The organism is Luteibacter sp. 621, assembly GCF_050435445.1.
GTDB lineage: Bacteria > Pseudomonadota > Gammaproteobacteria > Xanthomonadales > Rhodanobacteraceae > Luteibacter.
Genome location: NZ_JBNDKI010000012.1, coordinates 68,182 through 90,804, shown reverse-complemented (window position 1 = coordinate 90,804; position 22,623 = coordinate 68,182). Strand labels below are relative to the sequence as shown.

Here is a 22,623-nt window from a genome sequence, read left to right as displayed (position 1 = left end):
GCCTCGAAAGTCGTTACGCATTGCCTTGTGTGCAGCCACGCTGCGGAACACACTGCGCCACCGGCGAACATCCGGCCCCGGGCGGGGTCGGTGAAAGGTCTCTGCCGCGGAATCGAGGTCACATGAGCCGGCTCGTCATCGTCGTGGAAAAGGCCTCGGACTGGGGCTCGTATTACCCGTCCGCCGATGTCGTCAGCGCCATGGATTACCTCCGCGAGCCGATCGGCGGTGACGATGAGCGCACCCACGTCATCAACCTGTGCCGTAGCTACAAGTACCTGGGCACGGGCTACTACGTCTCGCTGCTGGCCGAAGCGCGCGGACACAAGGTGATCCCTTCCGTGCGTACGGTGAACGACCTGCGCCGCCGCTCGCTGTACGGCCTGCAGATCGATGACCTGAACGAAAAGCTCGAGACCTTCCTGCCGGCCAGCGGCCGCGACACCACCGATTTCGGCGTGCTGGTGTACTTCGGTGAAACCGCCTTTCCCGACCTGCAGGATCTTGCGAGGCAGATCTTCGATCACTTCCCGTGTCCGCTCATGCGCATCGAGTTCGAGCGTGAACGGTTCTGGCAGATCTCGTCGGTGAAGCCGGTAGGCCTGCACACGCTCGACGATGCGCAGGAAGACGCTTTCGCTGCCGCGCTGGAAAAGTTCTCGCGGAAGATCTGGCGGCGCCCGCGCGCGCGCAAGCAGTACCGCTACGACATCGCGATGCTGGTGGATCCGAACGAAGCCATGCCGCCTTCAAACAAAAAGGCGTTGAAGCATTTCATCGAAGCGGGCAAGCACCTCGGCATCGAGGTGGATCCGATTGGCAGGAACGATTACCAGCGCCTCGCCGAATACGATGGCCTGTTCATTCGCGAAACCACCGCCAGCGATAACCACACCTATCGCTTCGCCCACCGGGCCGAACGCGAAGGCATGGTGGTGATGGATGACCCCACCTCGATCCTGCGCTGTACGAACAAGATCTTCCTCAACGATTTGATGGTGTCGCGCAAACTCGCCACGCCGAAAACCGAGATCCTCTACCGCGACGATATCCGCCGCCTGCGCGAACTGCCCGAGCGGCTGGGCTTGCCTATCGTGCTCAAGATTCCGGATGGTTCGTTCTCGCGTGGCGTGGTGAAGGTCGAATCCGCCGAAGCGCTGGAGAAGGCAGCGAGCGAGTTGTTCTCGCACAGCGCGCTGCTTATCGCGCAGGAATATCTCTACACCGAATTTGACTGGCGCATCGGCGTGCTCAACCACGAGCCGCTGTATGCCTGCCAGTACTTCATGTCGCGCGGCCACTGGCAGATCTACAACCACGGCGCGAAAGGCACGGCCAAATCCGGCGGCTTCCGCACCGTCCCCGTCCGCGAGGCGCCTTCGGATGTGGTGAAGCTGGCGCTGAAAGCCACGCAGACCATCGGCGATGGCCTCTACGGCGTGGACCTCAAGCAGGTGAACGACCGGCCGGTGGTGATCGAGGTCAACGACAACCCGTCGATCGACGCGGGCGTGGAAGATGCCTACCTTGGCGAAGACCTGTACCTGCGAATCATGCAGGAGTTCCTGCGCCGGCTGGAGCTGAAACGCCTGGGTATTCAGCCCTGAGGTAACCCATTCGCGCGCAAGCGCGCTCCTACACGAGCGCGCTGCGTCGCCACATGGCGATGCGGTTGTAGGAGCGCGCTTGCGCGCGATTGGTGGTTCACCGGCGCAGCAGGGACGCGATCAGCTCCAACGGCAGCCGCGGCTTCAATGCCACCAGTACGCTCATCGGTGCCAGCAACAGCCAGAACGTCGGCGTCCAGCCCAGGGCATCCGTATGCCCCGACAACGGCGTGAGCAGCAGCAACAGCATGCCGGCGGCCAGCCAGGCCAGGGCGATCAGGGCGATGGTGCGGCGTGGGGTCAGCATGTCGTGCATGGCGTACTCCTTGTGGGGTGGCATGGGCGGATCCTCGCCCGCCCCCGTCTCACGGACCGCGACCGTTGACCGCACGTTGATGCGGTTCGTCGCAGCCTGCTCCCATGAGCCGCTTTCCTGCCCTGCTCCTGGTCATGGCTGGTGTCGCCGCCACGGGCTGCGCCGCCGATGCGCCGTTGAAGACGGTGGACCACGTGGACCTGCCGCGTTACATGGGCACGTGGTACGTGATCGGCACCATTCCCAACATGTTCGAGCGCGGCAAGGTGGCCACGGCCGATGAGTACCGGCTGCGCCCGGATGGCACCATCGATAACTGGTTCCACTACCGCAAGGGCTTCGACCAGCCCGCCAAGCGCTGGCACGGCAAGGCCTGGCTGCCTGACCCGAAGGATGCCAGCCGCTGGAAGGTGCAGCTGCTGTGGCCGTTCCGCTCCGATTATTCGATCCTCGCCCTCTCGGACGATTACCGGATCAGCATGGTCGGCCTGCCCTCGCGCAAGCTGCTCTGGGTGCTGGCCAAGGATCCGGTGATCGACGATACCGTGTACCGCCGCCTGCTCGAGCTGGCGCGCGCGCAGGGCTACCCGGTGGAACAGATGCGCAAGGTACCGCAGCGCCCCGACGACAGCGGCAAGCCGGGATACCTCTAGGCCTTGGTAGAATCAGCCCACCGGGCACAGGGTCCGGCGTCGATCCAGGAGACTCCATGAGCGCTGAAGCGCAACGTTTCGCCGTATTCGGCCACCCCATCGCCCATTCGCTGTCGCCGGAGATCCATGCCGCGTTCGCGAAACAGCTGGGGATTCGCCTCGAATACACGACGATCGACGCCGCGCCGGCCGATTTCGACGCCGCGGTGCGCCAGTTCTTCGCCCACGGTGGCGTCGGCGCCAACGTGACGCTCCCGCACAAGCATGCGGCCTTCGCCCTGGCCGATGAGCGCAGTGAAGCGGCCGTGCGTACTGGCGTGGCCAACACGCTCAGCCGCCTGCCGGAGGGGCGCATCGCCGCGCACAACACCGATGGCGGTGGTTTTGTCCGCGATATCACCGAACGTCATGGTTTCGACCTGCGCGGCCACGATGCCCTGTTGCTCGGCGCCGGCGGCGCCGCCAAGGCCGTGGCATGGGCCCTGATGGATGCCGGCGTGCAGACGCTGACTATCGTGAACCGCACCCCCGAGCGCGCCGACGAGATCGCCGACGCGATCGGCGAACCGGCCCGTTGCCACACGCGTTACTGGGATGGCCTGGACGGCGAATGCTTCGACCTGGTCGTGAATGCCACGTCCATCGGCGTGACCGGCGGCGATTTCGACCTGCCGATGTCCATCGTCCAGGAACATTCCACGGCGTACGATCTCTGCTACGGCGCTGCCGCGGCGGGCTTCAAGGGCTGGGCCGTTGCGGCCGGCGTGCGCCCGGACTGGTTCCGCGATGGCCTGGGCATGCTGGTCGAACAGGCCGCCGACGCGTTTGAACGCTGGCACGGCCAGCGCCCGGACACCGACCCGGTGTACCGGGAGCTTCGCCAGCGTTACTGATGGCCCTCGCCTGCCGCCCCGGCTGCGGCGCCTGCTGTATCGCCCCGTCGATCAGCTCGCCCATCCCCGGCATGCCCCATGGCAAACCGGCAGGCGTCCGCTGCATCCAGCTAAGTGACGACAACCGCTGCAAGATCTTCGGCCACCCCGACCGGCCGAAGGTCTGCGGCGGCCTGCAATCCGAGGCCACCATGTGCGGCCCGGATCGCGACCACGCCATGGCATGGCTGGGGGCGTTGGAGCGGGCAACGGCGGCCTGACCGCTACCGGCTGAGGGTCGGCCCGCTTGGCTGCTGCTGTTGCGCCTGTTCCTGCTGGCGTTGCTGCGCTTGCGATTGGGCCTGTTGCTGCTGATCCTGAAAGGCCTGCATGGCCTGCGGCCATTGCTGGCTACTGGCTTGTACGTCCCGCCCGACCGCTTCCATGGTCTGCACATTTGTATGTCGATCAAAGAAATGGTCACGAACACCCGGCGGTCGTTCCACACCCCAAACGCGGCTTGCATCCGTGCTCAGCTCGACCTGATCGATGCGCGAAAGTCCGTCCCGGCGCGCGCTGACCACGAGCGATGCCGCCAAATTGGCGCTGTGCTGGTCCGGTTGCCGCCCTTGGCGTCGGTCAAGGTCATGGACCAAGGCAAGCGTAGACGCATAGAGGGTGTGGTCCGGGTGGTCACGATCAGTTAGGTCCAACGATGGGCTCAACGGTCCCGGCGTGACGGAGGATGCGGCCTGTGCTTGCTCTCGAAGCGCTCGCATCGTCTGTGCCCCAACAATTCCATCGTCCTGAAGCCCTGACGCTCGCTGAAAAGCCTCAACTGCGGCCTTGGTGGCCGGTCCGGCGTGCCCGTCCAGAGCCAGGCGGTGCCCGGTGGCATCGCGATATCCAAGCTCGTCAAGGGTCGTTTGGACCTGAGCGATGTCCGGGTGCCCACTGCGGGCACTGGGCGCCAGAGTTCCCCGGTGGCGCAAGGGGCTAGGGTGGCTCGGGTCGGCCGGCGAAGCCAAGCCCAAATTCCGAAGGCCATCTTCAAGTCGCTGAGCGCGCCCGCCCGCAGCCCGCTGATTTTGCGTGGCATACGCGGTAGAAGCCACAAAAGCACCAATGTCGGTTCTCGTTAACGAGTCGCCCTGTAGCTGCAAGGTTCCACCAGGGAGCGTCACCTCGTGGCCTTCGAGGTAGGCGAGCATGGTGTTTGGTCTTGCCGCGCGACCGATTCCATCGATGCCGTACTGATTGTCGTAATCGGCAAGGGCGAGCTGCAGTTCGGGCGAGGCGGCCAACGTTCTGCCGACCGCTGGATTGTTCAGTTGAACCTGGTCGACCAGACCATTGATACGGTCAACCGCGTCTTGGAGCTGGCTATTCATGAACTGGTCAACCCGATCTTGCGGGATCGCCTGCAGTTGTCGATTCAGTCCAGCGAGTTGCGTTTCGTTGAGACCACCTTGCCGGGAGAGCTCTCGTACCTGGTCCTCGGTGAAGCCGTTATCTCGCAGGAATGACTTGACCCCGCCGTGATCAGAACCGACATCTACCTGCAACAAGCCGAACGAGTAAGTGCTCTGGCCGGTGCCGGCGTAGCTAAAGGTGTTTAGCGTTTCGGGTCTGTCACTGGTTTCGGTCGTCGTGAGGAGGCGGCGGAGCTGATCTGTGGTCAACTGTGTCATCAATTATCTTCCGTGAAGGCCGGCTTGCTAACCGCCGTAGCAGCGATCGTTCGTGAAATCGCGTAGCTCGGCATCGGTGCCGGTAGAAATGGGCTCAATCGCGAAGCGCCCGATCATGTCGTCGTTGCACACCTTGACGCGCCTTCGACCTTCTTGGGACTGAAGCGTGCAAAAGCCGCCGAACGTGTGGTTTGAACCACGAAATCCTACAGGCAGGTCGATCAGACGATTGCATCCGATGATCAACCCCGTCGCATGACTCGCTTTAAGTGACTGATTGAACGAAGTGATGCGATACGACGGATCGCGGTAAACAACAACGCTCCGACAGCTCTTGCCTTCAGGAATTTCGCAGTTTGAGTCGTTGGAAATTACCCGTTGATTTTGGGCAAGTAACGCGATGCGCTTGCCGTACTCAGACGTCAAGCACGCATCATCGTCACATACGTTCCTCACGAACGTGATCCAGTGGCGTTGCTCAATTTGGAGGTCTCGCTTGCTTTGGTCATCCGCAGCCGCTATGGCTGCCTTGTAGGTGACGACGAGCTTGGCGTCCAGATCGGAGAGCGCCGGACTTGCACACACACGCTGCTCGGTCGCGGTGGACGCTTTGGTGCAGTCGAATCCAGCGGCAAATACGTGGGCGCTAAGGAGAAGCGAGCCCAAACCAACGATCCATCGCATCTCTCTCATTCCGAGGCTCCAAGGAGGGGACCCGAGTATAGGCACCGAGCCACAACCACGCCGAGCAACATGTCCCGAAATTCGGCAGTCTTCGGGCCATTGTGACTACTTCACCCCGGCCGGGTCGAAATGCGGGTTCTCGATGATGCCGAAGCGGTTGCCGAACGGATCGGTCACGGCGCCGACCTTGATGCCGCCGCCCACTTCCGTAACCGGCTCCAGCGGCGTGGCGCCCAGGGCCACCAACCGTGCGAACTCGGCGTCGATCTGGCTCACGCCCCACAACGGCTGCGGCCCCGCAATACCCGGGATGCCATCGGGCACCAGCCCAAGTTCAAACCCACCGACGTTGAAGCCGACGTAGAAGGGTTCGTCGAAATACGGGGATTGTTCCAGCACCTGGGCATACCACGCCTTCGCGGCATCGAGGTCGGGAGCAGGATAGATGGCCGTGCGCAAACCCAGAATCATCGATGCCGCTCCTCGTTGTTGTGGTCACCGAGTATAGGCAACGAGGCGCGTATTCACTTCGGCAGCGCGACAGCTTCCGATGTCGACGGGCAAAAGTACGTGGCCCGGTATTGGTAGCTCGCCTTGTCACCATCCTGCTTCGCCAGCACCAGGTGGAGGGTGTCCACCGCGGCGCGGGGGCAGTCGCGGCGGGCGGCGGCCAGGCAGGGTGTGTCGCTGATCGCGTCTTCGGTGCACGACACCGCGATGGGCCCTTGTTTGGGCACCACCGTGACCTGCGCCGGGGGCGCGGATGCGCAGCCGGCCAGCGCGGCGAGCGCGAGGGCCGGGCACAGGGCTTTGAGGGGGAAACGCATCGGGCACCTCCTTGGAACGGAAGTTAGGCTCGCCCGATGACTCTATCGTTTCAGCGAACCAGTTGGCGAATCCCGAGCGCCACGATCACCGAACCGCACACGCGATCGATGCCCTTCTTCCAGTGCCGGTAGCGCGCGGCCACGCGCGGCGTGGCGAAGAACACCGCCACCAGCGCGTACCAGCTGGATGACACCGCCGCCACCGTGGCCAGCATGGCCAGGAACGTGGGTGGGTTCACGTGGGCGGGCGCGGCGGCCGCGAACACGGCCGCGAAGAACGCCATGGACTTCGGGTTGGCGATGTTCGTGGCGATGCCGGCGCGGAACGACTGCCACGCCGTGGGGCCACCCTCGTCCAACCGCGCGGCGCTGGTACGGCCTGCCTTCACGATGAGCCGGCCACCGAACCAGATGAGGTACGCCGCGCCGGCGACCTTCACCGCCAGCGCGATCCACGGGAACGTGGCGAAGACGATGCCCACGCCCAGGATGGAGCAGGTGGCCCAGAACAGGTTCACCACGACGATGCCGGCAACCATGGCCAGCGCATCAGCGGTGTTGGTCGAGGCCGCCTTGTGGGCGACAGCCACGAAGTTGGGCCCGGGGATAACCACGCCCACGACGTAGACAGACAGGACGACGGCGACGGCGTGGATATCGAGCATGCGCCGATCTTACGCGATGCCGCCGCCCACGCTCAGGCGGCCATCACCACCACGATGGCCAGCACGATCGCCACGACATCCTCGATGAGCGCTGCCGGCCGGTCGGATTTGAAGGCCCGCGCCATGGCGCTGCGCGCCGCCGAGCCACCCAGGGTGCCCACGATCGCGCCCACGATGCCTGCGATGGCGCCACCGATGAGCATGCCGTGGGCCGCTCCGATGCACGCGCCACTCAGGCCACCAGTAACGATGCGGGTGCCGAACTGGACCGGGATCTTACGACTGGGCGTGGTGGGTAGCTGGTCGGTCACCAGCTCGGCCAGCGCCGCGATGCCGAAGATCCACGGGGTCCAGGCGTAGCCCATGAAGGCCAGCGGGGTACCGGCGAGGGCCAGGCCGCCGAAGCGGGCGGCGAAAGCCGTGGCGGCGGGGGCCAGCATGGCGCGGAGGCCCGCGACGATACCTATTAATAGGGCGAGTAGCAGGATCATGGCGGCGCTCCTTGGGTGTGTCCGCATTCCAATCCCCGGGGGACGTACGTGGATTGTGGGAAATCACCGTGGGCTGGGATCGCGCGCACGCGCGCTCCTACAGGGGTGGCGCATTCGCAGCGTGGTGGGGCACTGTGCGCTGGCGCACGGTTGTCGCCAGCCTGAAACAATGGCGGGGGAACATGGCCCGCCCGCAGGGGCCGTCCGACAGGGGGCCGGCCTGGTTGCGGGCTGCGTTACGGAATTCCCCCATGATCTCCGCTTCCCGCATCGCCGCGGTTCCCCGCCGCGCGATCATCGTCGTTGTCGTCACCGCCGTACTGCTGGTGGCGGCCCTTGTGCTGGGCGTTCGCCAGCAACATGAGCTCGCCGCGGCCGATGCCGAGGTGAAGCTGCCCGAGCCGGCCACCACCACCGGTAGCTCGCCCGAAATCAACATCCTGCTTGGCCTCGCCCGCGACGCGACCAAGGAAGGGCGACTGGTGGCCCCGCAGGGTAACAACGCCTACGAGTACTACCTTTCCATCCTGCAGCTGGATGCGAGCAACGCCACGGCGACGGACGCCTTGCGCGAAACCCTGCCGTTCGCCTCGCAGACGATTGAGCGCCAGATCAACCGCCGCGACCTGGAAGAGGCGCGCCGCGAGATCGCCCTGCTCCGCGACTTCGATCCGACCAACTACACGCTGATCATCCTGGGCGCCAAGCTGGACGCCCAGCAGCAGGTCGTCACGGCAGAAGACGAGGCGAAGGCTGACGCGATTCGTAGGCGAAACGGAAGCTGAGATTCAGGGAATAGTCGGACACGGACGGTCATCCTGCGCTGGCGTCCAGATTCGGGCGCCACTGACACCAAGGCAAGGAGCCACCTATGAAGATCCGCGTACTCGGCCTGCTGGCCATCATCGCCTGCACCGCGCCGGCCATCGCCGCCGCCAAGCCCGCGTCGTTCGGTTGTGAGCGTTCGAACCCGGAAGCCATGCTGAACTGGCTGGCCAAGAAGAAGCCGACGCTTGAGCAGGCGCGCCTGTGGCTTTCCTCGTGCACGTATGTCGTTGGCCCGAATGACATCACGACGAAGGAAATCCGTACCGACAACAGCCGCCTGTTCCCCCACTACGACTCGAGCCGGGAGCGGATCATCGGCGGCGTGTTCCAGTAAGCCGGGCGGCCCGGCGGGTTTCTCCCGCCGGGCACTGGTTCATGGTTCGTCGCGGCGCCCTGGCCTATGATCAGGCTTCCCCCAAGGCAAGGAGCCTGCCCCATGTACCGCATCGGAACCCTGTTCTTCATGGCCGTCCTCGGTGGCGCCGCGCTCAGCGCGTGCCAGACCGCACCGGCTGCCGCCCCCGCCACGCCGGCACCGGTCCACGGCTTCGTCACCGATACCAAGGCCTTCGATGCCTTCATCGCCACGAAGCCCACCGCCGAGCAGTTCCGCGCCGCCTACCCGGATGTGCAGCTGGTGATGCCCGATTCCATCACCACGATGGATTTCCGGATGAACAACAGCCGCTACTTCCCGCAGTGGGACACCAGCGGCCATATCACCGGCGGCAAGTTCCAGTAACAGCACGCCCTGTGCGCGGCCCGGCCTGCGGTCGCGCCACAGGGAGCGCCGGCAAGCCCTACAATCGCGGCATGCCTACGAATATCCGGCCCTTCAAGGGCACCCTTCCTCGCCTTGGCGCCCGTGTCTACGTCGATATGGCCGCCACGGTCATCGGCGATGTCGAACTGGCCGACGATGTATCGATCTGGCCCGGCGCGGTAGCGCGCGGTGACGTGCACCACATCCGCATCGGCGCACGCAGCAACCTGCAGGATGGCGCGGTCATCCACGTCACCCACGATGGCCCGTACAGCCCGGGCGGCTTCCCGACGATCATCGGTGAGGACGTCACCATCGGCCATGGCGCGGTCATCCACGCCTGCACCATCGAAGACGCCTGCCTCATCGGCATGCATGCCACCGTGCTGGATGGCGCCGTGGTGAAGAAGAACGCCTTCGTGGCCGCTGGCGCGCTGGTGCCGCCGGGCAAAGTGGTCGGCGAGCGAGAGTTGTGGGTGGGTAACCCGGCGAAGATGGTGCGGGTGCTGAGCGATAAGCAGGTGGAGCAGCTTTATTACTCGGCGGCGAATTATGTGAAGTTGAAGGATACGTATCTCGCCGAACTGGGGTGACCCGGATCGCGCGCAAGCGCGCTCCTACAAGAGCGGCAGCGATGGGCTTTGCGAAACAATGGCTTAGGCTCTTCGCATCGTGCTGCTTGATTTGGGCTCCGGACGGCACCACGCTGGATGCCGAACTAGGAGACACCCATGGACAGCACCACCAATCCCCTTCTGGACCCCAGCGGCGAGCTGCCCGCGTTCTCGGCCATCCGGCCGGAGCACGTGGAGCCCGCGATCGACCGGCTGATTGCCAACCAGCGCGCCGGCATCGACCAGATCACCGCCGCGGGCGCCGCCCGGGATTTCGATCACGTGATCCTGCCGCAGGAGCGCCTCGACCAGGCGCTCTCGCGAGCCTGGTCGCCGGTCAGCCACCTGCACTCCGTGGCCGATAGCGAAGCGCTGCGCAAGGTGCACGGCGCCGCCGAAGAAAAGCTAACCGAGCACGGCCTGGAAGTAGGCCAGAACCGCGAACTGTACGCCGCCACGCAGGCTATCGCCGATCGCGGCGATTTCGCCACGCTGCCGGCGGCCGCGCGCGCCGCGGTGGACCACGCCCTGCGCGATTTCCGTCTGTCCGGCGTGGCCCTGGAAGAACCGGCGCGTACACGCTTCCGCGAGATCGGCGTCGAGCTTTCCCGGCTCACCACCGAGTTCTCCAACGCCGTGCTCGATGCGACCGAGGCCTGGCACAAGCACATCACCGATGAGCGCGACCTCGCCGGCATCCCTGCTTCGGGCCGCGCCGTGCTGCGTGAATACGCCCGCGAGGAAAACCTCGATGGCTACCTGGTCACGCTTAAGCAACCCAGCGTGCAGGCCGTACTTACCTACGCCGAAAACCGCGACCTGCGTTTCGACGTGTACTACGCCTACCAGACCCGCGCTTCGGACCAGGGTCCCAACAAGGGCAAGTTCGATAACTCCGAACGCATCGAGAAAATCATCGCGCTGCGCCACGAAGCCGCGCAGCTTCTCGGCTTCGCCAATGCCGCCGAGGAATCGCTGGCCACCAAGATGGCGACCTCGTCGCAGGAGGTGCTGGAGTTTCTGCGCAACCTCGCCGCGAAGGCACGCCCGCGCGCCCGTGAAGAACTGGCCGAACTGCGCCAGTTCGCGAACGAGACGCTGAAGATCGATAACCTGGAACCGTGGGACGTGGCCTTCGCCGCCGAACGCCTGCGCCAGGAACGCTACGCGCTGGATGAAGAACAGCTCAAGCCGTACTTCCCGGCCCAGCAGGTCGTCGATGGCCTGTTCGCCGTGGTTGAGCGCCTTTATGGCGTGAAGTTCGATCCACGCGACGACGTGGATACCTGGCACAAGGATGTTCGCTACTACGACCTGCGCAACGCCGATGGCAGCGTGTTCGCTGGCGCGTACGTCGATCTGTACGCCCGCTCGGGCAAGCGTGGCGGCGCCTGGATGGACGTGTGCGAAGCGCGCTTCCGCGATGGCGAGCACCTGCAGCTGCCGGTCGCGTTCCTCACCTGCAATTTCCCGCCGCCGACCGAAGGCGCGCCGGCGCTGCTCACGCACGATGACGTGCTCACGCTGTTCCACGAATTCGGCCACGGCCTGCACCACATGCTGACCGAGGTGGATATCCCCTCGGTGGGCGGCATCGATGGCGTGGAATGGGATGCGGTGGAACTGCCCAGCCAGTTCATGGAGAACTTCGCGTGGGACCGTGAGGCATTGCGCCTCTTCGCGAAGCACTACCAGACCGGCGAAGAACTGCCGGATGAGCTCTACGATCGGATGCTGAAAGCCCGCCACTTCCACACCGGCATGTTCCTGGTCCGCCAGCTGGAATTCGGCCTGTTCGATTTCCGCTTGCACCTGGAGTACGACCCGGTGCGTGGCGCGCGGCCCATGGAAGTACTCGAGGAGGTCCGCAAGGAAGTCTCGGTGCTGCACCCGCCGGTGTGGCAGCGCTTCCCACATGCCTTCACGCATATCTTCGCGGGCGGCTATGCGGCGGGCTACTACAGCTACCTGTGGGCCGAGGTGCTTTCCGCGGACGCGTTCGAGCCGTTCGAGGCTGCCGGGGTGCTGGATCGCGCCACGGGTGAGCGTTTCCGGAAGGAGATCCTGGCCATGGGTGCCACCCGCCCCGCCCTGGATTCCTTCACGGCCTTCCGCGGCCGCGCCCCGGAGCCCGATGCCCTGCTGAAGAGCTACGGGCTGGCCTGACGGCTGCCGGAAACCCGCCTGACGCCGAGTCGTCACGCGGGTTTCCATTACAATGGGGCGATGAAGATCGCTTCGTGGAACGTCAATTCGCTCAAGGTCCGCCTGCCTCACCTCCAGCAATGGCTGGGCGAGGCACAGCCGGACATCATCGCGCTGCAGGAAACCAAGCTCACCGACGACAAGTTCCCGGTCGATGAGATCGCCGCCATGGGCTACCACTCCGTGTTCTCGGGGCAGAAAACCTATAACGGCGTGGCCATCCTGGCGAAGGATGAACTGAGCGATATCGTCACCGACATCGAAGGCCTCGACGATCCGCAACGGCGCATCTTGGCCGCCACGGTCGGCGATGTGCGCGTCATCAACCTCTACGTCGTGAACGGCAAGGCGCTGGGCGACGAAAAGTACACCTATAAACTGCACTGGCTGGCGAAGGTGCGCGATTTCGTGGCACAGGAAATGGCGAAGCACCCGAAGGTGGTGGTGCTGGGCGATTTCAACATCTGCCGCGATGACCGCGATGTGTACGATCCGGTGGCCTGGGGCGAGGATATTTTCTGCTCGCCGCCGGAGCGCGCCGCACTGCAGGCCCTGCTCGATACCGGCCTCCACGACAGCTTCCGCCTGTTCTCCGAAGAGGCCGGGCTCTTCAGCTGGTGGGACTACCGTCAGGCCGCGTTCCGGCGCAACATGGGGCTGCGGATCGACCTTATCCTGATCAGCGATGCCCTCAAGGCCGCTGCCGTCTCGTCCATCATCGACAAGGCGCCGCGGAAATGGGAGCAACCGTCCGACCACGCGCCCGTCGCGCTGGAGTTAACGCTTTGAACGTACCCAAATCCGAATGGCCCAGCTCGCTTGATGACAAGGAACTGGAAGAACTCGATACCTACCTGCGCGTGCACGGTAGCGAAGGCGATCTCATGCTCGATGGCGTGCACGGGTTGCTCTCCGCCGTGGCAGTGGGGCCGCTCGAGGTAAAGCCGGAGGAATGGCTCCACGAAGTGCTGCATGATGCCTTCGAGGACGAAGAGCAGGGCAACCGCGTGCTGGCGCTGCTGGCCAAGCTCAACGATTCGGTCAGCGCCGAACTCGATGTCGATGCGTACGAACCCATCCTCGGTGAGATCGATACCGAAGAAGGGCCGATGCTGTCGGCCGCGGGCTGGTGCGAAGGTTTCAGCCGCGGTATCGATATGCGCGCGCAGCTATGGGAAACCCGCCTGGCCGAGGATCCGGAGCTGATGCAGCTGCTCGGCCCCATCATGGCGCTGGCCGTGGATGAAGGCGTGCTCCAGGCCGATGCGGAATTCGAGAAACTCACCGACGATGAATACGACGAGTGCCTGGGCCAGCTGCCCGAGGTGCTGATCGCCGTGGGTAACTACTGGCGCGAAAACGCACCGACCGAGGCCGAGCTGGGCGCGCTGGTAAAGCCGCGTCGCGAAGGCGAGGAACCACCGCCGCGGCAGCGCTCGGGGCACTGGGTGCATTGATCGTCGTGGCTGCGGCAGCGATGTCGCAGCCCGATCGCGTGCAAGCCCGCTCCTACAACGAGCAGGCATCCCTGTAGAAGCGCGCTTGCGCGATCCGGGCCTCCCCAGAACACATCGTTCACCGCGCAGGCCTATGCGGTACAAGGTAAAAGCGCCATCTTGTGGGAATCAAGAAACCCACCGGAGCCCACCATGACCTACCGCAGCATTGTCCGCCGCGTTCGCGGCATGGATACCGCCGACGGCGCCGGCGTGAAGCTGAAGCGCGTCATCGGCCAGCCCGCCCTCGATATGCTCGATCCGTTCCTGATGCTGGACGAATTCCGTTCCGACCAGGCCGGCGATTACATCGAAGGGTTCCCCGATCACCCGCACCGCGGCTTCGAGACCGTGACCTACATGCTCGCCGGACGCATGCGCCACGGCGACAACAAGGGCAACACGGGCGATCTTGGCCCGGGCAGCGTGCAATGGATGACGGCCGGCAGTGGCCTGATCCACTCCGAGATGCCGCAGCAGGAAGAAGGCCTGATGTGGGGCTTCCAGCTGTGGGTGAACCTGCCTGCCGCCGACAAGATGACCGCTCCGCGCTACCAGGACATCCCGCCCTCGGAGATCCCGGTGGTGCAGCCGGCTGCTGGCGTTACCGTGAAGGTGGTGGCGGGCGAGCTGGCCGGCGCAAAAGGCCCGGTGTCGGGTATCGCCACGGACCCGGTCTACCTCGATATCGCCCTGGAGGCGGGTGCGGCGTTCGACCTGGCGCTCCCGGAAGGCCACAGCGCCTTTGCTTACGTCTTTGACGGCAAGGCGGCCACCGTGGCCGGCCAGCCGCTGGGCCGGAGCGAGCTGGCGGTGCTGTCGAAAGGCGACCAGGTGGCCTTCTCGGCCGCCGAGCCGGCCCGGATCCTGCTCGTGGCCGGGCGCCCGCTGGCCGAGCCGGTGGCCCGCTACGGCCCGTTCGTCATGAACTCGCCTGACCAGATCCACCAGGCCATCGCGGACTTCCGTGCCGGCAAGTTCTAAGGCCGAAACTGAACGGGGCAGGGAAGTTCCCTGCCCCGTTTAAGGTGAGGACGGGGAAGGGTTTGTAGGCTTGGCGCCATACGCATTCGCCAGGTCGTCATCGCCCATGCGCTTTCTCCTCACCGTCGTTCCTTTAACCGCAGCCCTGATCATCGCGGCGTGCTCGCCCTCTTCCCCACCGGCGCCGCAGGCGGCTGGCCCCGCCGCGACCAGCACGGCGGCCTCCCCCGCGCCCGGCCGAACCGCGCCGGCTACCGCCGCGCTCGGTACCCCCGAATGGTACGGGTGGGTCGACAAGACCCTTGCCGTCAGCGATGACGGCCACGGCCCGCAGCCCAACACGCCCGCCTGGGACCAGGCGGTGAACGCCAAGCTGGGCCAGGAAGCGCCGCAGGCCGAACCCGGTTCGGCGGAGTGGCAGCAGGCGGTGGATGCGCTGCTGCGCACCCGTGTCGCCACCCACTTGTAGGAGCGCGCTTGCGCGCGATCGGGTTTGCGGCGCCACCCATCGCGACCCATCGCGCGCAAGCGCGCTCCTACAGGTCTGCCTTTATCTTTGTTTTGCCAGCGGGGATCGTGGTCTCGCCGGAGGGCAGCGAAAGCACCAGGCCGCCCGGCGGACTGATCGGCTGGGTGATGGTGAGTTCCACCTTCCTGCCCTTCGCCTTCAGCGTGTAGCCGAAGCGACCGTACGGCGTACGTAAGTCGTGGACGGCGATACCGTCGCCCTGCAGCCACGCCGGCTGTACGCCGGCAGCAATAACCATGGCGTTGTCGGCCTCGCGATCGTAGGCGAACAGATCCAACGCGGAGCGCACGTAATCCGAGGCGATCCAGGCGTGCGGCATGTCGCCGACAAACCTTGGCTTGCGCGGATCATGACCCACCACTTCAGCCCACTGGTTCCACGCCGCCGGGCGGCGGTCAGCAAAGAAGAAGGCGATAAGGTCGTTCGCGCGTTCGCGCCAACCCAGGCGAACGAACGTGGCGATGGTGCGCAGTTCGTACGGGGTGTAATCCTCCCATGCCAGCTTGCCATCGCGGCGCGCGACGAACGACGCCCAATACTTCTCGAACGTCCCGTCGACGAGGTCCTTGGGCAAGCGTGCGCCTTCGCCGCCTGGCGATAGCGCGATCGTGGTGGACGTCGCATCGAAGTCGCCGAGTTCCGCCGAGCCGGGGATGAACGTCAGGCCCTTGGCCTTCACCGCGGCGGCGATCGATGCGTGCAGGTCGTCGCGGAACTGGTCGCGCGATGCGCCGAAGGCCTTCGCGTCATCCGCATGGCCGAGAGCAGCGGCGAGGTCGGCGGCATCCTCGTAGCCCTTCAACGCCCAGAAATCATCCCAGTACGAATGCATCGGTTTCGCCGAGTAGCCCTCATGGCTGATCGATGCGGGCATCAAGCCATACAGCGCACGGTCCGGCCCTTCGAGCCGCCCGGGCTGGCGCTCACTGGCACGCAGCGTATCCATGTACTCAGCAGCCTTGCGCACATGCGGATACAGGGCATCCACCGTTGCCCGGTCATGCGTATAGCGCCACAGTTCGGCCACGCTGAAAATCAGCTCGCCGTGGCTGTCGTTCTCCGGCACTGGATCCGAACCGCGCGCATCCACGCAGCACGGCACCTTGCCGTTGGCGAACTGGTGCGGTGCGTACCAGCGTATGAAATCCCGTGCGACATCGTCGTGCCCGGTACGCAGCAAGCCTTCGAGCATCATGGCGCCATCGCGCACCCACGTGCGCGAATACGAGCGCGTGCCAGGCTGCAACGCAGGCCCATCACGCGAGATAAGGATCTGCGCGATACCGCTCTTCATTGTGTCGACGATCGGCTGGGCCTCCGCTGGCACGCGCACATCAACGCGGTCGAGCTTCGCACGCCACTGCGCCGCTACGGTATCCGCGTGCGAAGCCAGCCACGCCGACGCATCAACAGGCGCCGCGACGACGTCGTCCTGCTTCACGGGAACGACGAGGCCCAGGTCCACATGGCCATGCGCTGGCACATGCACCGGATAAACCAACGCACCCTGTGCGAACCCCGACTCATCATGCAACGTAACGTTGCCCGTCCACGAAGCCCCTGCAGGAGCGCGCTCGCGCGCGATCCCCCGCAGCGAAAGACTCGCCAACGATTCGCCCGCGTCGATACGTTCCGTCAGCATCCGCGGCGTATTCACCGACCCCACCACGGCAGCGGTCGTCTGCAACGGCACCACCTTCCGCTCGCCGTTGATGGTGAGCGCCTTCCCGTCCCACGCCAGGTCACGAATCGTGGCAATGCCACCGGGCGCATTGAGGAACTGCGTGGGCGGGTTCACCTGGAACGGCCGTGCCGCAAGCAGCAGCGTCACGTCACGCGCCGCATCGCCATCATTGGCGACGCGATAGGAAAGCACGAGCTCGGAAGCGCCCGGCTGTCCTTGCGCGAAGGCCGTGGTGGTCAGTGAGATGTCGCCCTTTTGCCAAGCCACCGACGGCATGGGCAAGTAACGTTCCCGCAGCGCCTGGGTGGCGGTCACGTCCGCCCACGTCACCAGCTTGCCGCCATCCATAAGGAACGGCTCGATGGAGAAGCCTCCGCGCACGATCTCGACAGCACCGTCCTCGGAAATCAACGCGGAGTCGCGGCTGCCGCCGTCCACGCCAACGATCGTCCAGTACGACTGCTCGCCCGAGAAGCCGCGTGGGTAAAGCCCGCGACGCACGGCCTTGGCCCGCTGCTCAAACACCGCATTCGGCGTCGGCGGCGGCGTAGGCACGGCCTCTGGCTTCCGCGGCACGAGTGTCAGGTTGTCGAAGCACACCTCGCCCTTGTCCGGGCCCATGCCAGGCTGCGCTTCCTTGTAGACCATGAACTCCACCTCGCGCGTATGGCGCAAGGTGCGGTCCTTCAGTGGGCCCCAGGCAAACTCCACCTGGCGGCTCGTCGCGTCGATGTGCTGCCAGTCATTCGACGGCACGAAGCCCGGTTTCTGGTACCACCAGACGTTATCCCCGCTGTCGTCAATCAACTTCAGCTGCAAGGTGTTCGCCGGCATGCTGCCGCGCATGTCGAAGCCCAACGCAAAGCCGTCGGGGAAATCGATCGGGAGGGTCTTGCGGATCGAGGCGGCGCCGGAGACGCCGTTGAAATCGAAGGCCAGGCAGACGGCCTGCCCTTTCTTGCCGGGCACGGCGTATAGCGACGCGGAAACATCGTCGGTATGCGTGGCCTGCCAGCCGGTGGTGGCGTCGAACGCATCGAGCGTCGTTGCCCGCGCACCACCCGCCACGAGCAACAACAGCGCGTGTAGGAGCGCGCTTGCGCGCGATCGGCGGCCACGCAACGGTGCACGACCCGCGGCGCCTGGCGAAACGATATCGCGCGCAAGCGCGCTCCTACAGGGGTGCATAGTGGTTAACCCTTTACGCTGCCCAGCAGCAGGCCTTCAAGGTAGTAACGCTGCAGGGCAAGGAACAACACCAGCACCGGCAAGATCGTGACCACCGAGCCGGCCATCATCAGCTCGCTATCCTGCACGTGCTCGCGTGATAGTGACGCCAGCGCGATCGGCAGCGTGTAGTGCTCCTGCCCGGTCAGTGCGATAAGCGGCCACATGAAGTCGTTCCACGCGGCGAGGAAGGTGAAGATCGCGAGGGTCACCATGATCGGCTTGAGCAGCGGCATGATGATGGTGGCGAAGATGCGGAACTCACCGGCACCATCAATTCGTGCGGCTTCCATCAAATCATCGGGAATGCCGCTGGCGTACTGGCGAACCAGGAAGATGCCGAAGATGGTGGCCAGTGCAGGCACGATGACGGCGCCATACGTATTCACCAGGCCCATGTACTTCAGCAGCAGGAACAGCGGCAGCATCGCCACCTGCGCCGGGATCACCAGCGCACCCAGCAGCAGCTGGAACAGTCGCGCCCTGCCCTTGAACTCCAGTTTCGCGAACGCGTACCCGGCCATCAGGTTGAAGGCGAGCGACACTACGGTGATCGCCGTAGAGATAAGCAGGCTGTTGAACAGGTAACGGCCCATGCCCGCGTTCATGAACAGCTGGCGGTAGTTCGCGAGCGTCCAGTGCGTCGGCAGCACGGGGGGCGGCAGGGCGCTCGCTTCGCCCGGCGTCATGAACGACACCGAGAGCATGTACAGCAGCGGCGCGATGGCGATGGCGGCCACGGCGATCAGCAGCCCGTTGATGATGGCTTTGGCCATGCGCGGGCTCATGCCGGCTCTCCCCGCTTCGACAGGCGAAGCATCGCAGCGGTGACCACGAACATGATCACGAACAGGATAAAGGCCACGGCTGATGCCGAGCCCAGGTTCCACCACTTGAACCCTTCTTCGTACATCAGGTACAGCACGGAGGTGGTGCTCTGCAGCGGGCCGCCTTCGGTCATCACGTACGGCTCGGCGAACAGCTGGAAGTAACCCGATACCGTGAGGATGCTGACCATCAGCATGGTCGGTTTCAGCATGGGCAGCGTGATGTGGCGGAACTGTGCCCAGGCCGATGCGCCATCGATACGCGCGGCCTCGTACAGATCGGCGGGGATCGCCTGCAGCCCGGCCATGAAGATGATCATGTTGTAGCCAAAGTTCTTCCAGACCGCGAACAGGATGATCGTGGGCATGGCCCAATGCGGGTCACCCAGCCAGTCCACGGTAGGCAGGTGCATCGCATCCAGCACGTAGTTGATCAGGCCGTACTTGGTGTTGAACAGGTAGCGCCAGATCACCGCCACCGCCACCACCGTGGTCACCACGGGTGCGAACAACGCCGTGCGGAAAAACGGCTTGAAGCGCACCAGCGGCGAGTTCAGCAGCATGGCCGCGCCGAGCGATGCCATGAGCGAGAGCGGTACGCCCACGAGCACGAAGTACAACGTGTGGCCCAGCGCCGACCAGAACAGTGGCCGCTGCAGCAGCGACCAGTAATTCTCCAGCGCGACGAAGCGCAGGTTGCGGATATCGGCCAGCGCGTACAGATCGAAGTCGGTGACCGACAGCACCAGCGCGGCGACCACCGGCAACAGGAAGAACAGGCCGAGGATGATCAGCGCGGGGGTGATGAAGAGCCAGGCGGCGCGGGTTGTCGTGTTCATGGCGATGCCTTGTGGCCGTGGTCGAGCATCCAGCGGCGCTTCTCCAGCAGGCGGTCGGCGCGGCGATCAATCTCCGCAGCGGCCTGGTCGATCGTGAGATCGCCGTGCGCGGCTTGCGCCGCCACGAGCTGCATCTCGGTGACGATACGCTCCCACTCCGCGACCGGCGGCGTGGCCTTTGCCCGGTCAAGCTGGTCGCGGAAGGCGGCGGCCTTGTCATCGTCACGCAGCGCGGGCGCATCCCACGAAGAACGGCGCGGCGGCATGTCGCCCAGGATCTGGTAGAAGCGCTCCTGGATCTCAGGACGCGACAGGAACTCGATCAGCGCCCACGCATCGTCCTTGTGCTTCGACTTGCGGTAGATGACCAGGCTGGAGCCGCCAGCGTTGGACGCGCCCGGGCCATTCGGCCCCGGCAACGCCACCGTGCCCCAGTCGGCCTGCTGCTCAGGCGGCAGGCGCTTGCGGAACTCGCCGATATTCCACGGACCCGACAGATAGAAGGCATAGAAGCCCTGGCCGAACGCAGCCCATGGATTACCGATGCCGACGTTGGTCATCATCGGCGCCTGCTGGTCCTTGAACATCGAGACGTAGAACGCCAGCGCTTTCTTGAAGCCGGGGCTCTGGAAGTTGCCGTAGCGGCCGCCGTCGCGCAGCAGCGGATCGGGCTGCTGCAAGGCGAGCGCGAGCAGTTGCTCGAACTCGTTGGTGGGCAGCAGCACGCCATAGGCCTTGCCTTGCGGCTGGGCCAGCTTCGCCATCATCGCCTGCCATTCCGCCCAGTCGCGCGGCGGATGGTCGTAACCCACCTTCGCCAGCAGATCCTTGCGGTAGAACAGCAGGCGCGTATCCACGTACCAGGGCACGCCGTACAGCGTGCCGTCGATCACGTTGGTGGACCAGATCGCCGGGAAGTAATCGTTCTTGTCCACGACCTTCGAGGCGTTGACGCGTGCGTCCAGTGGCTCGAGCGCATTGAGCGCCACCATCTCCGGCACCCATGTGTTGCCGAGCTGGGTGATATCCGGCGTGGAATCACCCGCATAGGCGGTAAGCAGCTTCTGGTGCGCCGCTGTCAGCGGCAGCTGCTGCACGGATACATGCAGGCCCGGATGTTCGCGCTCGAATTCGGGCAGCAGTTTAAGCACCGCCTCGCCTTCGCGCCCGATCGTCCAGAACTCCAACGTACGCGTGCCGGGTGGTTCTTTCGCGCAGGACGACAACGCCGTGCTGGCAAGAGCCAGCGCGGCGATGACACCAAGGCGGGCGACGCGCATCACCACAGGGTGGAGGCCGTCTCGGCGTCCAGCCAGCCGCCGGTGAAGCCGGCGCGCTGCAGGCCCTTGCGGATGTAAGGGTTCTTCTTCATCACGTTCCACACGAACTCACTGCGGTAGTTCTCGATCATGAGCACGATCGGGCCCTGGTCGATGCCCAGGTGAACGGTATCGGCCCAGCCGAAGCCCGGCACGAGCTGGCCGGTACGCAGGTCGGTGCGCGTATCGAAGCTGAGGTTGAAGGCATCGACGAAGCCGTACTTCGTATAGATGTACTGGCCGTACTTCTTCTTCATCTCTTCCAGCGCGGGAATAACGATCTCCGGTGCAAAGGCGATCGAGCCGCCCGCCGCGGTCGGCACGATGGTGCCGTCATCGGAGATGTAATCCAGGCCCGCGCCACGCGCGGTGTAACCCTGGAACGTCCGTTCCTTGTCACCCTGTTTGATGATCAGGCCGCCCGGACCATTCGAAGCCGTGAGGCCCCAGATGTTCTTGCCATAACCGGTCCAGCCGCCCGGGTTGGCCACGGCATAGGCCTGTTGCGAATAGGTGGCGCGGCGGCTGTTCTCGAAGTAGTCCAGGCCCTTTTCGCGGTTCCAGGCATCCTTGATGCCGCGGAAATCCACCCAGGTGTGGCTGTACTGGTGGCCGAACATGGGCGCGAAGTTCAGGAACGTCTGGCCGTGGAATTCGCCCCAGGTCTTATCGTAGGTCTTGGTCCAGGCGGACCAAGCATCGTCGCCCACCGGGTGCGTCGGCGAGCCCAGGGCCAGGATGTAAACCAGCATGCCTTCGTTATAGCCCTCCCAATCATGCGGGATGGCCTTGCCGCCCGGCGTCCAGCCCATGCTGATCAGCGGCTTGTGGTTCTGCATCCAGGTCCAGTCCACGCGGCGGTAGATCTGGTCAGCCAGGTCGCGGATTTCCTTTTCCTTGGGCGTATCGTGGTCGTAGTAGCTTTGCGCGAACAGCACGCCGCCGAGCAGCAGCGTGGTATCCACCGACGATACTTCCACCCAGCGCGCAAAGCGCTTCCCGGTCTTCATGTCCAGGAAGTGGTAGTAGAAGCCGTGGAAGCCGGTGGATTCATCCTCCGAATCGTTCTGCGCCGAGTCGTTGAAGAACTTCAGCGTGGCCAGCGTGCGGTCCACCGCCTGCTCGCGCGTGACGTAACCGCGCTCCACGCCCACGCCATAGGCGGTAAGGCCAAAGCCCACCGATGCGATCGAGGCGAACGAGTCGGTCGGGTAATGGTCGGGGATCAGGCCGTTCTCGGGGTTGGCGCTATCCCAGAACCACTGGAAGGTACGCTTCTCCAGATCCACGATCATCGGCGGCACCGGGTGCAGGTCCTTCGACGGCATGGCGGTGGCGGCAGGCTTCGCCTTGGCGGCCTTCGTGCCTTCGCGGGCCATGGCCAGGGGAGCGGCGCAGGCCATCAGGGCGGCGAGGGCAAGGGTGAGGCGCTTGGTCGTGGTCGGTTTCATCGCTGGGGATCCTTGGGCTTGAACGAGGCTAGCGCGAACGACGTGGGGACG

General features: G+C 64.9%; 24 protein-coding genes and 1 pseudogene. 13 read left to right on the top strand and 12 right to left on the bottom strand.

What is annotated here, in order from left to right:
• Window positions 1–122 precede the first annotated feature (122 nt).
• Window positions 123–1,607, top strand: coding sequence for a RimK family protein (locus ABIE56_RS14120; RefSeq protein ID WP_429244423.1), 1,485 nt, complete (start codon window positions 123–125; stop codon window positions 1,605–1,607).
• Window positions 1,608–1,704: 97 nt separating this feature from the next.
• Here the strand turns inward: ABIE56_RS14120 and ABIE56_RS14115 are convergent, their stop codons facing one another.
• A complete protein-coding gene (locus ABIE56_RS14115) occupies window positions 1,705–1,947 on the bottom strand; it encodes a hypothetical protein (protein ID WP_429244422.1) in 243 nt (80 codons plus the stop codon).
• A gap of 80 nt (window positions 1,948–2,027) precedes the next feature.
• Between ABIE56_RS14115 and ABIE56_RS14110 the strand changes: the two genes are divergently transcribed.
• The 3 genes from ABIE56_RS14110 to ABIE56_RS14100 are packed head-to-tail and all read left to right on the top strand — an operon-like array spanning window position 2,028 to window position 3,729.
• Window positions 2,028–2,576: a lipocalin family protein gene (locus tag ABIE56_RS14110; RefSeq protein WP_429244421.1), complete on the top strand. Its 549-nt coding sequence runs from the start codon at window positions 2,028–2,030 to the stop codon at window positions 2,574–2,576.
• A 56-nt stretch (window positions 2,577–2,632) separates the two neighbouring features.
• Complete coding sequence (gene aroE, locus ABIE56_RS14105) at window positions 2,633–3,469, top strand: shikimate dehydrogenase (RefSeq protein WP_429244420.1); 837 nt, start codon at window positions 2,633–2,635, stop codon at window positions 3,467–3,469.
• Complete coding sequence (locus ABIE56_RS14100; RefSeq protein WP_429244419.1) at window positions 3,469–3,729, top strand: YkgJ family cysteine cluster protein; 261 nt, start codon at window positions 3,469–3,471, stop codon at window positions 3,727–3,729. Before aroE ends, ABIE56_RS14100 begins: the two co-directional genes overlap by 1 nt.
• Window positions 3,730–3,732: 3 nt before the next feature.
• Here ABIE56_RS14100 and ABIE56_RS14095 read toward each other — a convergent pair whose 3' ends face one another.
• From ABIE56_RS14095 to ABIE56_RS14070, 6 genes are all read right to left on the bottom strand, one after another.
• Window positions 3,733–5,139, bottom strand: a complete 1,407-nt coding sequence (locus tag ABIE56_RS14095; RefSeq protein ID WP_429244418.1) for an XVIPCD domain-containing protein — start codon at window positions 5,137–5,139, stop codon at window positions 3,733–3,735.
• A gap of 27 nt (window positions 5,140–5,166) precedes the next feature.
• Window positions 5,167–5,823 (bottom strand): lysozyme inhibitor LprI family protein, encoded by a 657-nt coding sequence (locus tag ABIE56_RS14090; protein WP_429244417.1) that lies wholly within the window; start codon window positions 5,821–5,823, stop codon window positions 5,167–5,169.
• A 105-nt stretch (window positions 5,824–5,928) separates the two neighbouring features.
• Window positions 5,929–6,294 (bottom strand): VOC family protein, encoded by a 366-nt coding sequence (locus tag ABIE56_RS14085; protein WP_429244416.1) that lies wholly within the window; start codon window positions 6,292–6,294, stop codon window positions 5,929–5,931.
• A 53-nt stretch (window positions 6,295–6,347) separates the two neighbouring features.
• Window positions 6,348–6,650, bottom strand: a complete 303-nt coding sequence (locus tag ABIE56_RS14080) for a hypothetical protein (protein ID WP_429244415.1) — start codon at window positions 6,648–6,650, stop codon at window positions 6,348–6,350.
• A 50-nt stretch (window positions 6,651–6,700) separates the two neighbouring features.
• Complete coding sequence (locus ABIE56_RS14075; protein WP_429244414.1) at window positions 6,701–7,315, bottom strand: LysE family translocator; 615 nt, start codon at window positions 7,313–7,315, stop codon at window positions 6,701–6,703.
• Window positions 7,316–7,347: 32 nt separating this feature from the next.
• On the bottom strand, window positions 7,348–7,806 hold the full coding sequence (locus tag ABIE56_RS14070; RefSeq protein WP_429244413.1) for a DUF4126 domain-containing protein: 459 nt from the start codon (window positions 7,804–7,806) through the stop codon (window positions 7,348–7,350).
• 251 nt (window positions 7,807–8,057) lie between these two features.
• On the opposite strand from ABIE56_RS14070, the gene ABIE56_RS14065 reads away from it, so the two are divergent.
• The 9 genes from ABIE56_RS14065 (at window position 8,058) to ABIE56_RS14025 (ending at window position 15,165) form a co-directional block, all read left to right on the top strand.
• Window positions 8,058–8,591 carry an energy transducer TonB gene (locus tag ABIE56_RS14065; RefSeq protein ID WP_429244412.1) on the top strand — a complete coding sequence of 178 codons (534 nt, stop codon included), beginning with the start codon at window positions 8,058–8,060 and terminating at the stop codon, window positions 8,589–8,591.
• Window positions 8,592–8,677: 86 nt separating this feature from the next.
• Window positions 8,678–8,968 (top strand): hypothetical protein, encoded by a 291-nt coding sequence (locus ABIE56_RS14060; protein WP_429244411.1) that lies wholly within the window; start codon window positions 8,678–8,680, stop codon window positions 8,966–8,968.
• Window positions 8,969–9,070: 102 nt separating this feature from the next.
• Entirely contained in the window at window positions 9,071–9,376 is a 306-nt protein-coding gene (locus tag ABIE56_RS14055) for a hypothetical protein (RefSeq protein WP_429244410.1), read from the top strand.
• Between the two features lie 71 nt (window positions 9,377–9,447).
• Window positions 9,448–9,990: a gamma carbonic anhydrase family protein gene (locus ABIE56_RS14050; protein WP_429244409.1), complete on the top strand. Its 543-nt coding sequence runs from the start codon at window positions 9,448–9,450 to the stop codon at window positions 9,988–9,990.
• A 138-nt stretch (window positions 9,991–10,128) separates the two neighbouring features.
• Window positions 10,129–12,177: a M3 family metallopeptidase gene (locus ABIE56_RS14045; protein WP_429244408.1), complete on the top strand. Its 2,049-nt coding sequence runs from the start codon at window positions 10,129–10,131 to the stop codon at window positions 12,175–12,177.
• Between the two features lie 60 nt (window positions 12,178–12,237).
• A complete protein-coding gene (gene xth / locus ABIE56_RS14040) occupies window positions 12,238–13,005 on the top strand; it encodes an exodeoxyribonuclease III (protein ID WP_429244407.1) in 768 nt (255 codons plus the stop codon).
• On the top strand, window positions 13,002–13,673 hold the full coding sequence (locus ABIE56_RS14035; RefSeq protein ID WP_429244406.1) for a YecA family protein: 672 nt from the start codon (window positions 13,002–13,004) through the stop codon (window positions 13,671–13,673). The genes xth and ABIE56_RS14035 overlap by 4 nt, the downstream gene beginning before the upstream one ends.
• A 192-nt stretch (window positions 13,674–13,865) precedes the next feature.
• On the top strand, window positions 13,866–14,696 hold the full coding sequence (locus ABIE56_RS14030) for a pirin family protein (RefSeq protein WP_429244405.1): 831 nt from the start codon (window positions 13,866–13,868) through the stop codon (window positions 14,694–14,696).
• A gap of 106 nt (window positions 14,697–14,802) precedes the next feature.
• A complete protein-coding gene (locus ABIE56_RS14025; protein WP_429244404.1) occupies window positions 14,803–15,165 on the top strand; it encodes a hypothetical protein in 363 nt (120 codons plus the stop codon).
• Between the two features lie 166 nt (window positions 15,166–15,331).
• Here the strand turns inward: ABIE56_RS14025 and ABIE56_RS14020 are convergent.
• The 5 genes and pseudogenes from ABIE56_RS14020 to ABIE56_RS14000 all read right to left on the bottom strand — a co-directional run.
• Window positions 15,332–16,507: pseudogene (locus ABIE56_RS14020) on the bottom strand (discoidin domain-containing protein); the annotation flags it as partial.
• Window positions 16,508–18,102: 1,595 nt separating this feature from the next.
• Window positions 18,103–18,924 (bottom strand): carbohydrate ABC transporter permease, encoded by an 822-nt coding sequence (locus ABIE56_RS14015; RefSeq protein WP_429244403.1) that lies wholly within the window; start codon window positions 18,922–18,924, stop codon window positions 18,103–18,105.
• Window positions 18,921–19,802: a carbohydrate ABC transporter permease gene (locus ABIE56_RS14010; RefSeq protein WP_429244402.1), complete on the bottom strand. Its 882-nt coding sequence runs from the start codon at window positions 19,800–19,802 to the stop codon at window positions 18,921–18,923. Before ABIE56_RS14010 ends, ABIE56_RS14015 begins: the two co-directional genes overlap by 4 nt.
• Window positions 19,799–21,082, bottom strand: coding sequence for a sugar ABC transporter substrate-binding protein (locus ABIE56_RS14005; protein WP_429244401.1), 1,284 nt, complete (start codon window positions 21,080–21,082; stop codon window positions 19,799–19,801). Before ABIE56_RS14005 ends, ABIE56_RS14010 begins: the two co-directional genes overlap by 4 nt.
• Entirely contained in the window at window positions 21,082–22,572 is a 1,491-nt protein-coding gene (locus tag ABIE56_RS14000) for a glucoamylase family protein (RefSeq protein WP_429244400.1), read from the bottom strand. The genes ABIE56_RS14005 and ABIE56_RS14000 overlap by 1 nt, the downstream gene beginning before the upstream one ends.
• Window positions 22,573–22,623: the final 51 nt, after the last annotated feature.

Coding starts and splice junctions, on each gene's coding strand:
- ABIE56_RS14005 (WP_429244401.1), bottom strand. CDS start 21,082: ATGCGCGTCGCCCGCCTTGGTGTCATCGCCGCGCTGGCTCTTGCCAGC.
- ABIE56_RS14100 (WP_429244419.1), top strand. CDS start 3,469: ATGGCCCTCGCCTGCCGCCCCGGCTGCGGCGCCTGCTGTATCGCCCCG.
- ABIE56_RS14030 (WP_429244405.1), top strand. CDS start 13,866: ATGACCTACCGCAGCATTGTCCGCCGCGTTCGCGGCATGGATACCGCC.
- xth (WP_429244407.1), top strand. CDS start 12,238: ATGAAGATCGCTTCGTGGAACGTCAATTCGCTCAAGGTCCGCCTGCCT.
- ABIE56_RS14110 (WP_429244421.1), top strand. CDS start 2,028: ATGAGCCGCTTTCCTGCCCTGCTCCTGGTCATGGCTGGTGTCGCCGCC.
- ABIE56_RS14055 (WP_429244410.1), top strand. CDS start 9,071: ATGTACCGCATCGGAACCCTGTTCTTCATGGCCGTCCTCGGTGGCGCC.
- ABIE56_RS14095 (WP_429244418.1), bottom strand. CDS start 5,139: ATGACACAGTTGACCACAGATCAGCTCCGCCGCCTCCTCACGACGACC.
- ABIE56_RS14050 (WP_429244409.1), top strand. CDS start 9,448: ATGCCTACGAATATCCGGCCCTTCAAGGGCACCCTTCCTCGCCTTGGC.
- ABIE56_RS14010 (WP_429244402.1), bottom strand. CDS start 19,802: ATGAACACGACAACCCGCGCCGCCTGGCTCTTCATCACCCCCGCGCTG.
- ABIE56_RS14025 (WP_429244404.1), top strand. CDS start 14,803: ATGCGCTTTCTCCTCACCGTCGTTCCTTTAACCGCAGCCCTGATCATC.
- ABIE56_RS14065 (WP_429244412.1), top strand. CDS start 8,058: ATGATCTCCGCTTCCCGCATCGCCGCGGTTCCCCGCCGCGCGATCATC.
- ABIE56_RS14085 (WP_429244416.1), bottom strand. CDS start 6,294: ATGATTCTGGGTTTGCGCACGGCCATCTATCCTGCTCCCGACCTCGAT.
- ABIE56_RS14000 (WP_429244400.1), bottom strand. CDS start 22,572: ATGAAACCGACCACGACCAAGCGCCTCACCCTTGCCCTCGCCGCCCTG.
- aroE (WP_429244420.1), top strand. CDS start 2,633: ATGAGCGCTGAAGCGCAACGTTTCGCCGTATTCGGCCACCCCATCGCC.
- ABIE56_RS14045 (WP_429244408.1), top strand. CDS start 10,129: ATGGACAGCACCACCAATCCCCTTCTGGACCCCAGCGGCGAGCTGCCC.
- ABIE56_RS14080 (WP_429244415.1), bottom strand. CDS start 6,650: ATGCGTTTCCCCCTCAAAGCCCTGTGCCCGGCCCTCGCGCTCGCCGCG.
- ABIE56_RS14015 (WP_429244403.1), bottom strand. CDS start 18,924: ATGAGCCCGCGCATGGCCAAAGCCATCATCAACGGGCTGCTGATCGCC.
- ABIE56_RS14070 (WP_429244413.1), bottom strand. CDS start 7,806: ATGATCCTGCTACTCGCCCTATTAATAGGTATCGTCGCGGGCCTCCGC.
- ABIE56_RS14115 (WP_429244422.1), bottom strand. CDS start 1,947: ATGCCACCCCACAAGGAGTACGCCATGCACGACATGCTGACCCCACGC.
- ABIE56_RS14090 (WP_429244417.1), bottom strand. CDS start 5,823: ATGCGATGGATCGTTGGTTTGGGCTCGCTTCTCCTTAGCGCCCACGTA.
- ABIE56_RS14120 (WP_429244423.1), top strand. CDS start 123: ATGAGCCGGCTCGTCATCGTCGTGGAAAAGGCCTCGGACTGGGGCTCG.
- ABIE56_RS14075 (WP_429244414.1), bottom strand. CDS start 7,315: ATGCTCGATATCCACGCCGTCGCCGTCGTCCTGTCTGTCTACGTCGTG.
- ABIE56_RS14060 (WP_429244411.1), top strand. CDS start 8,678: ATGAAGATCCGCGTACTCGGCCTGCTGGCCATCATCGCCTGCACCGCG.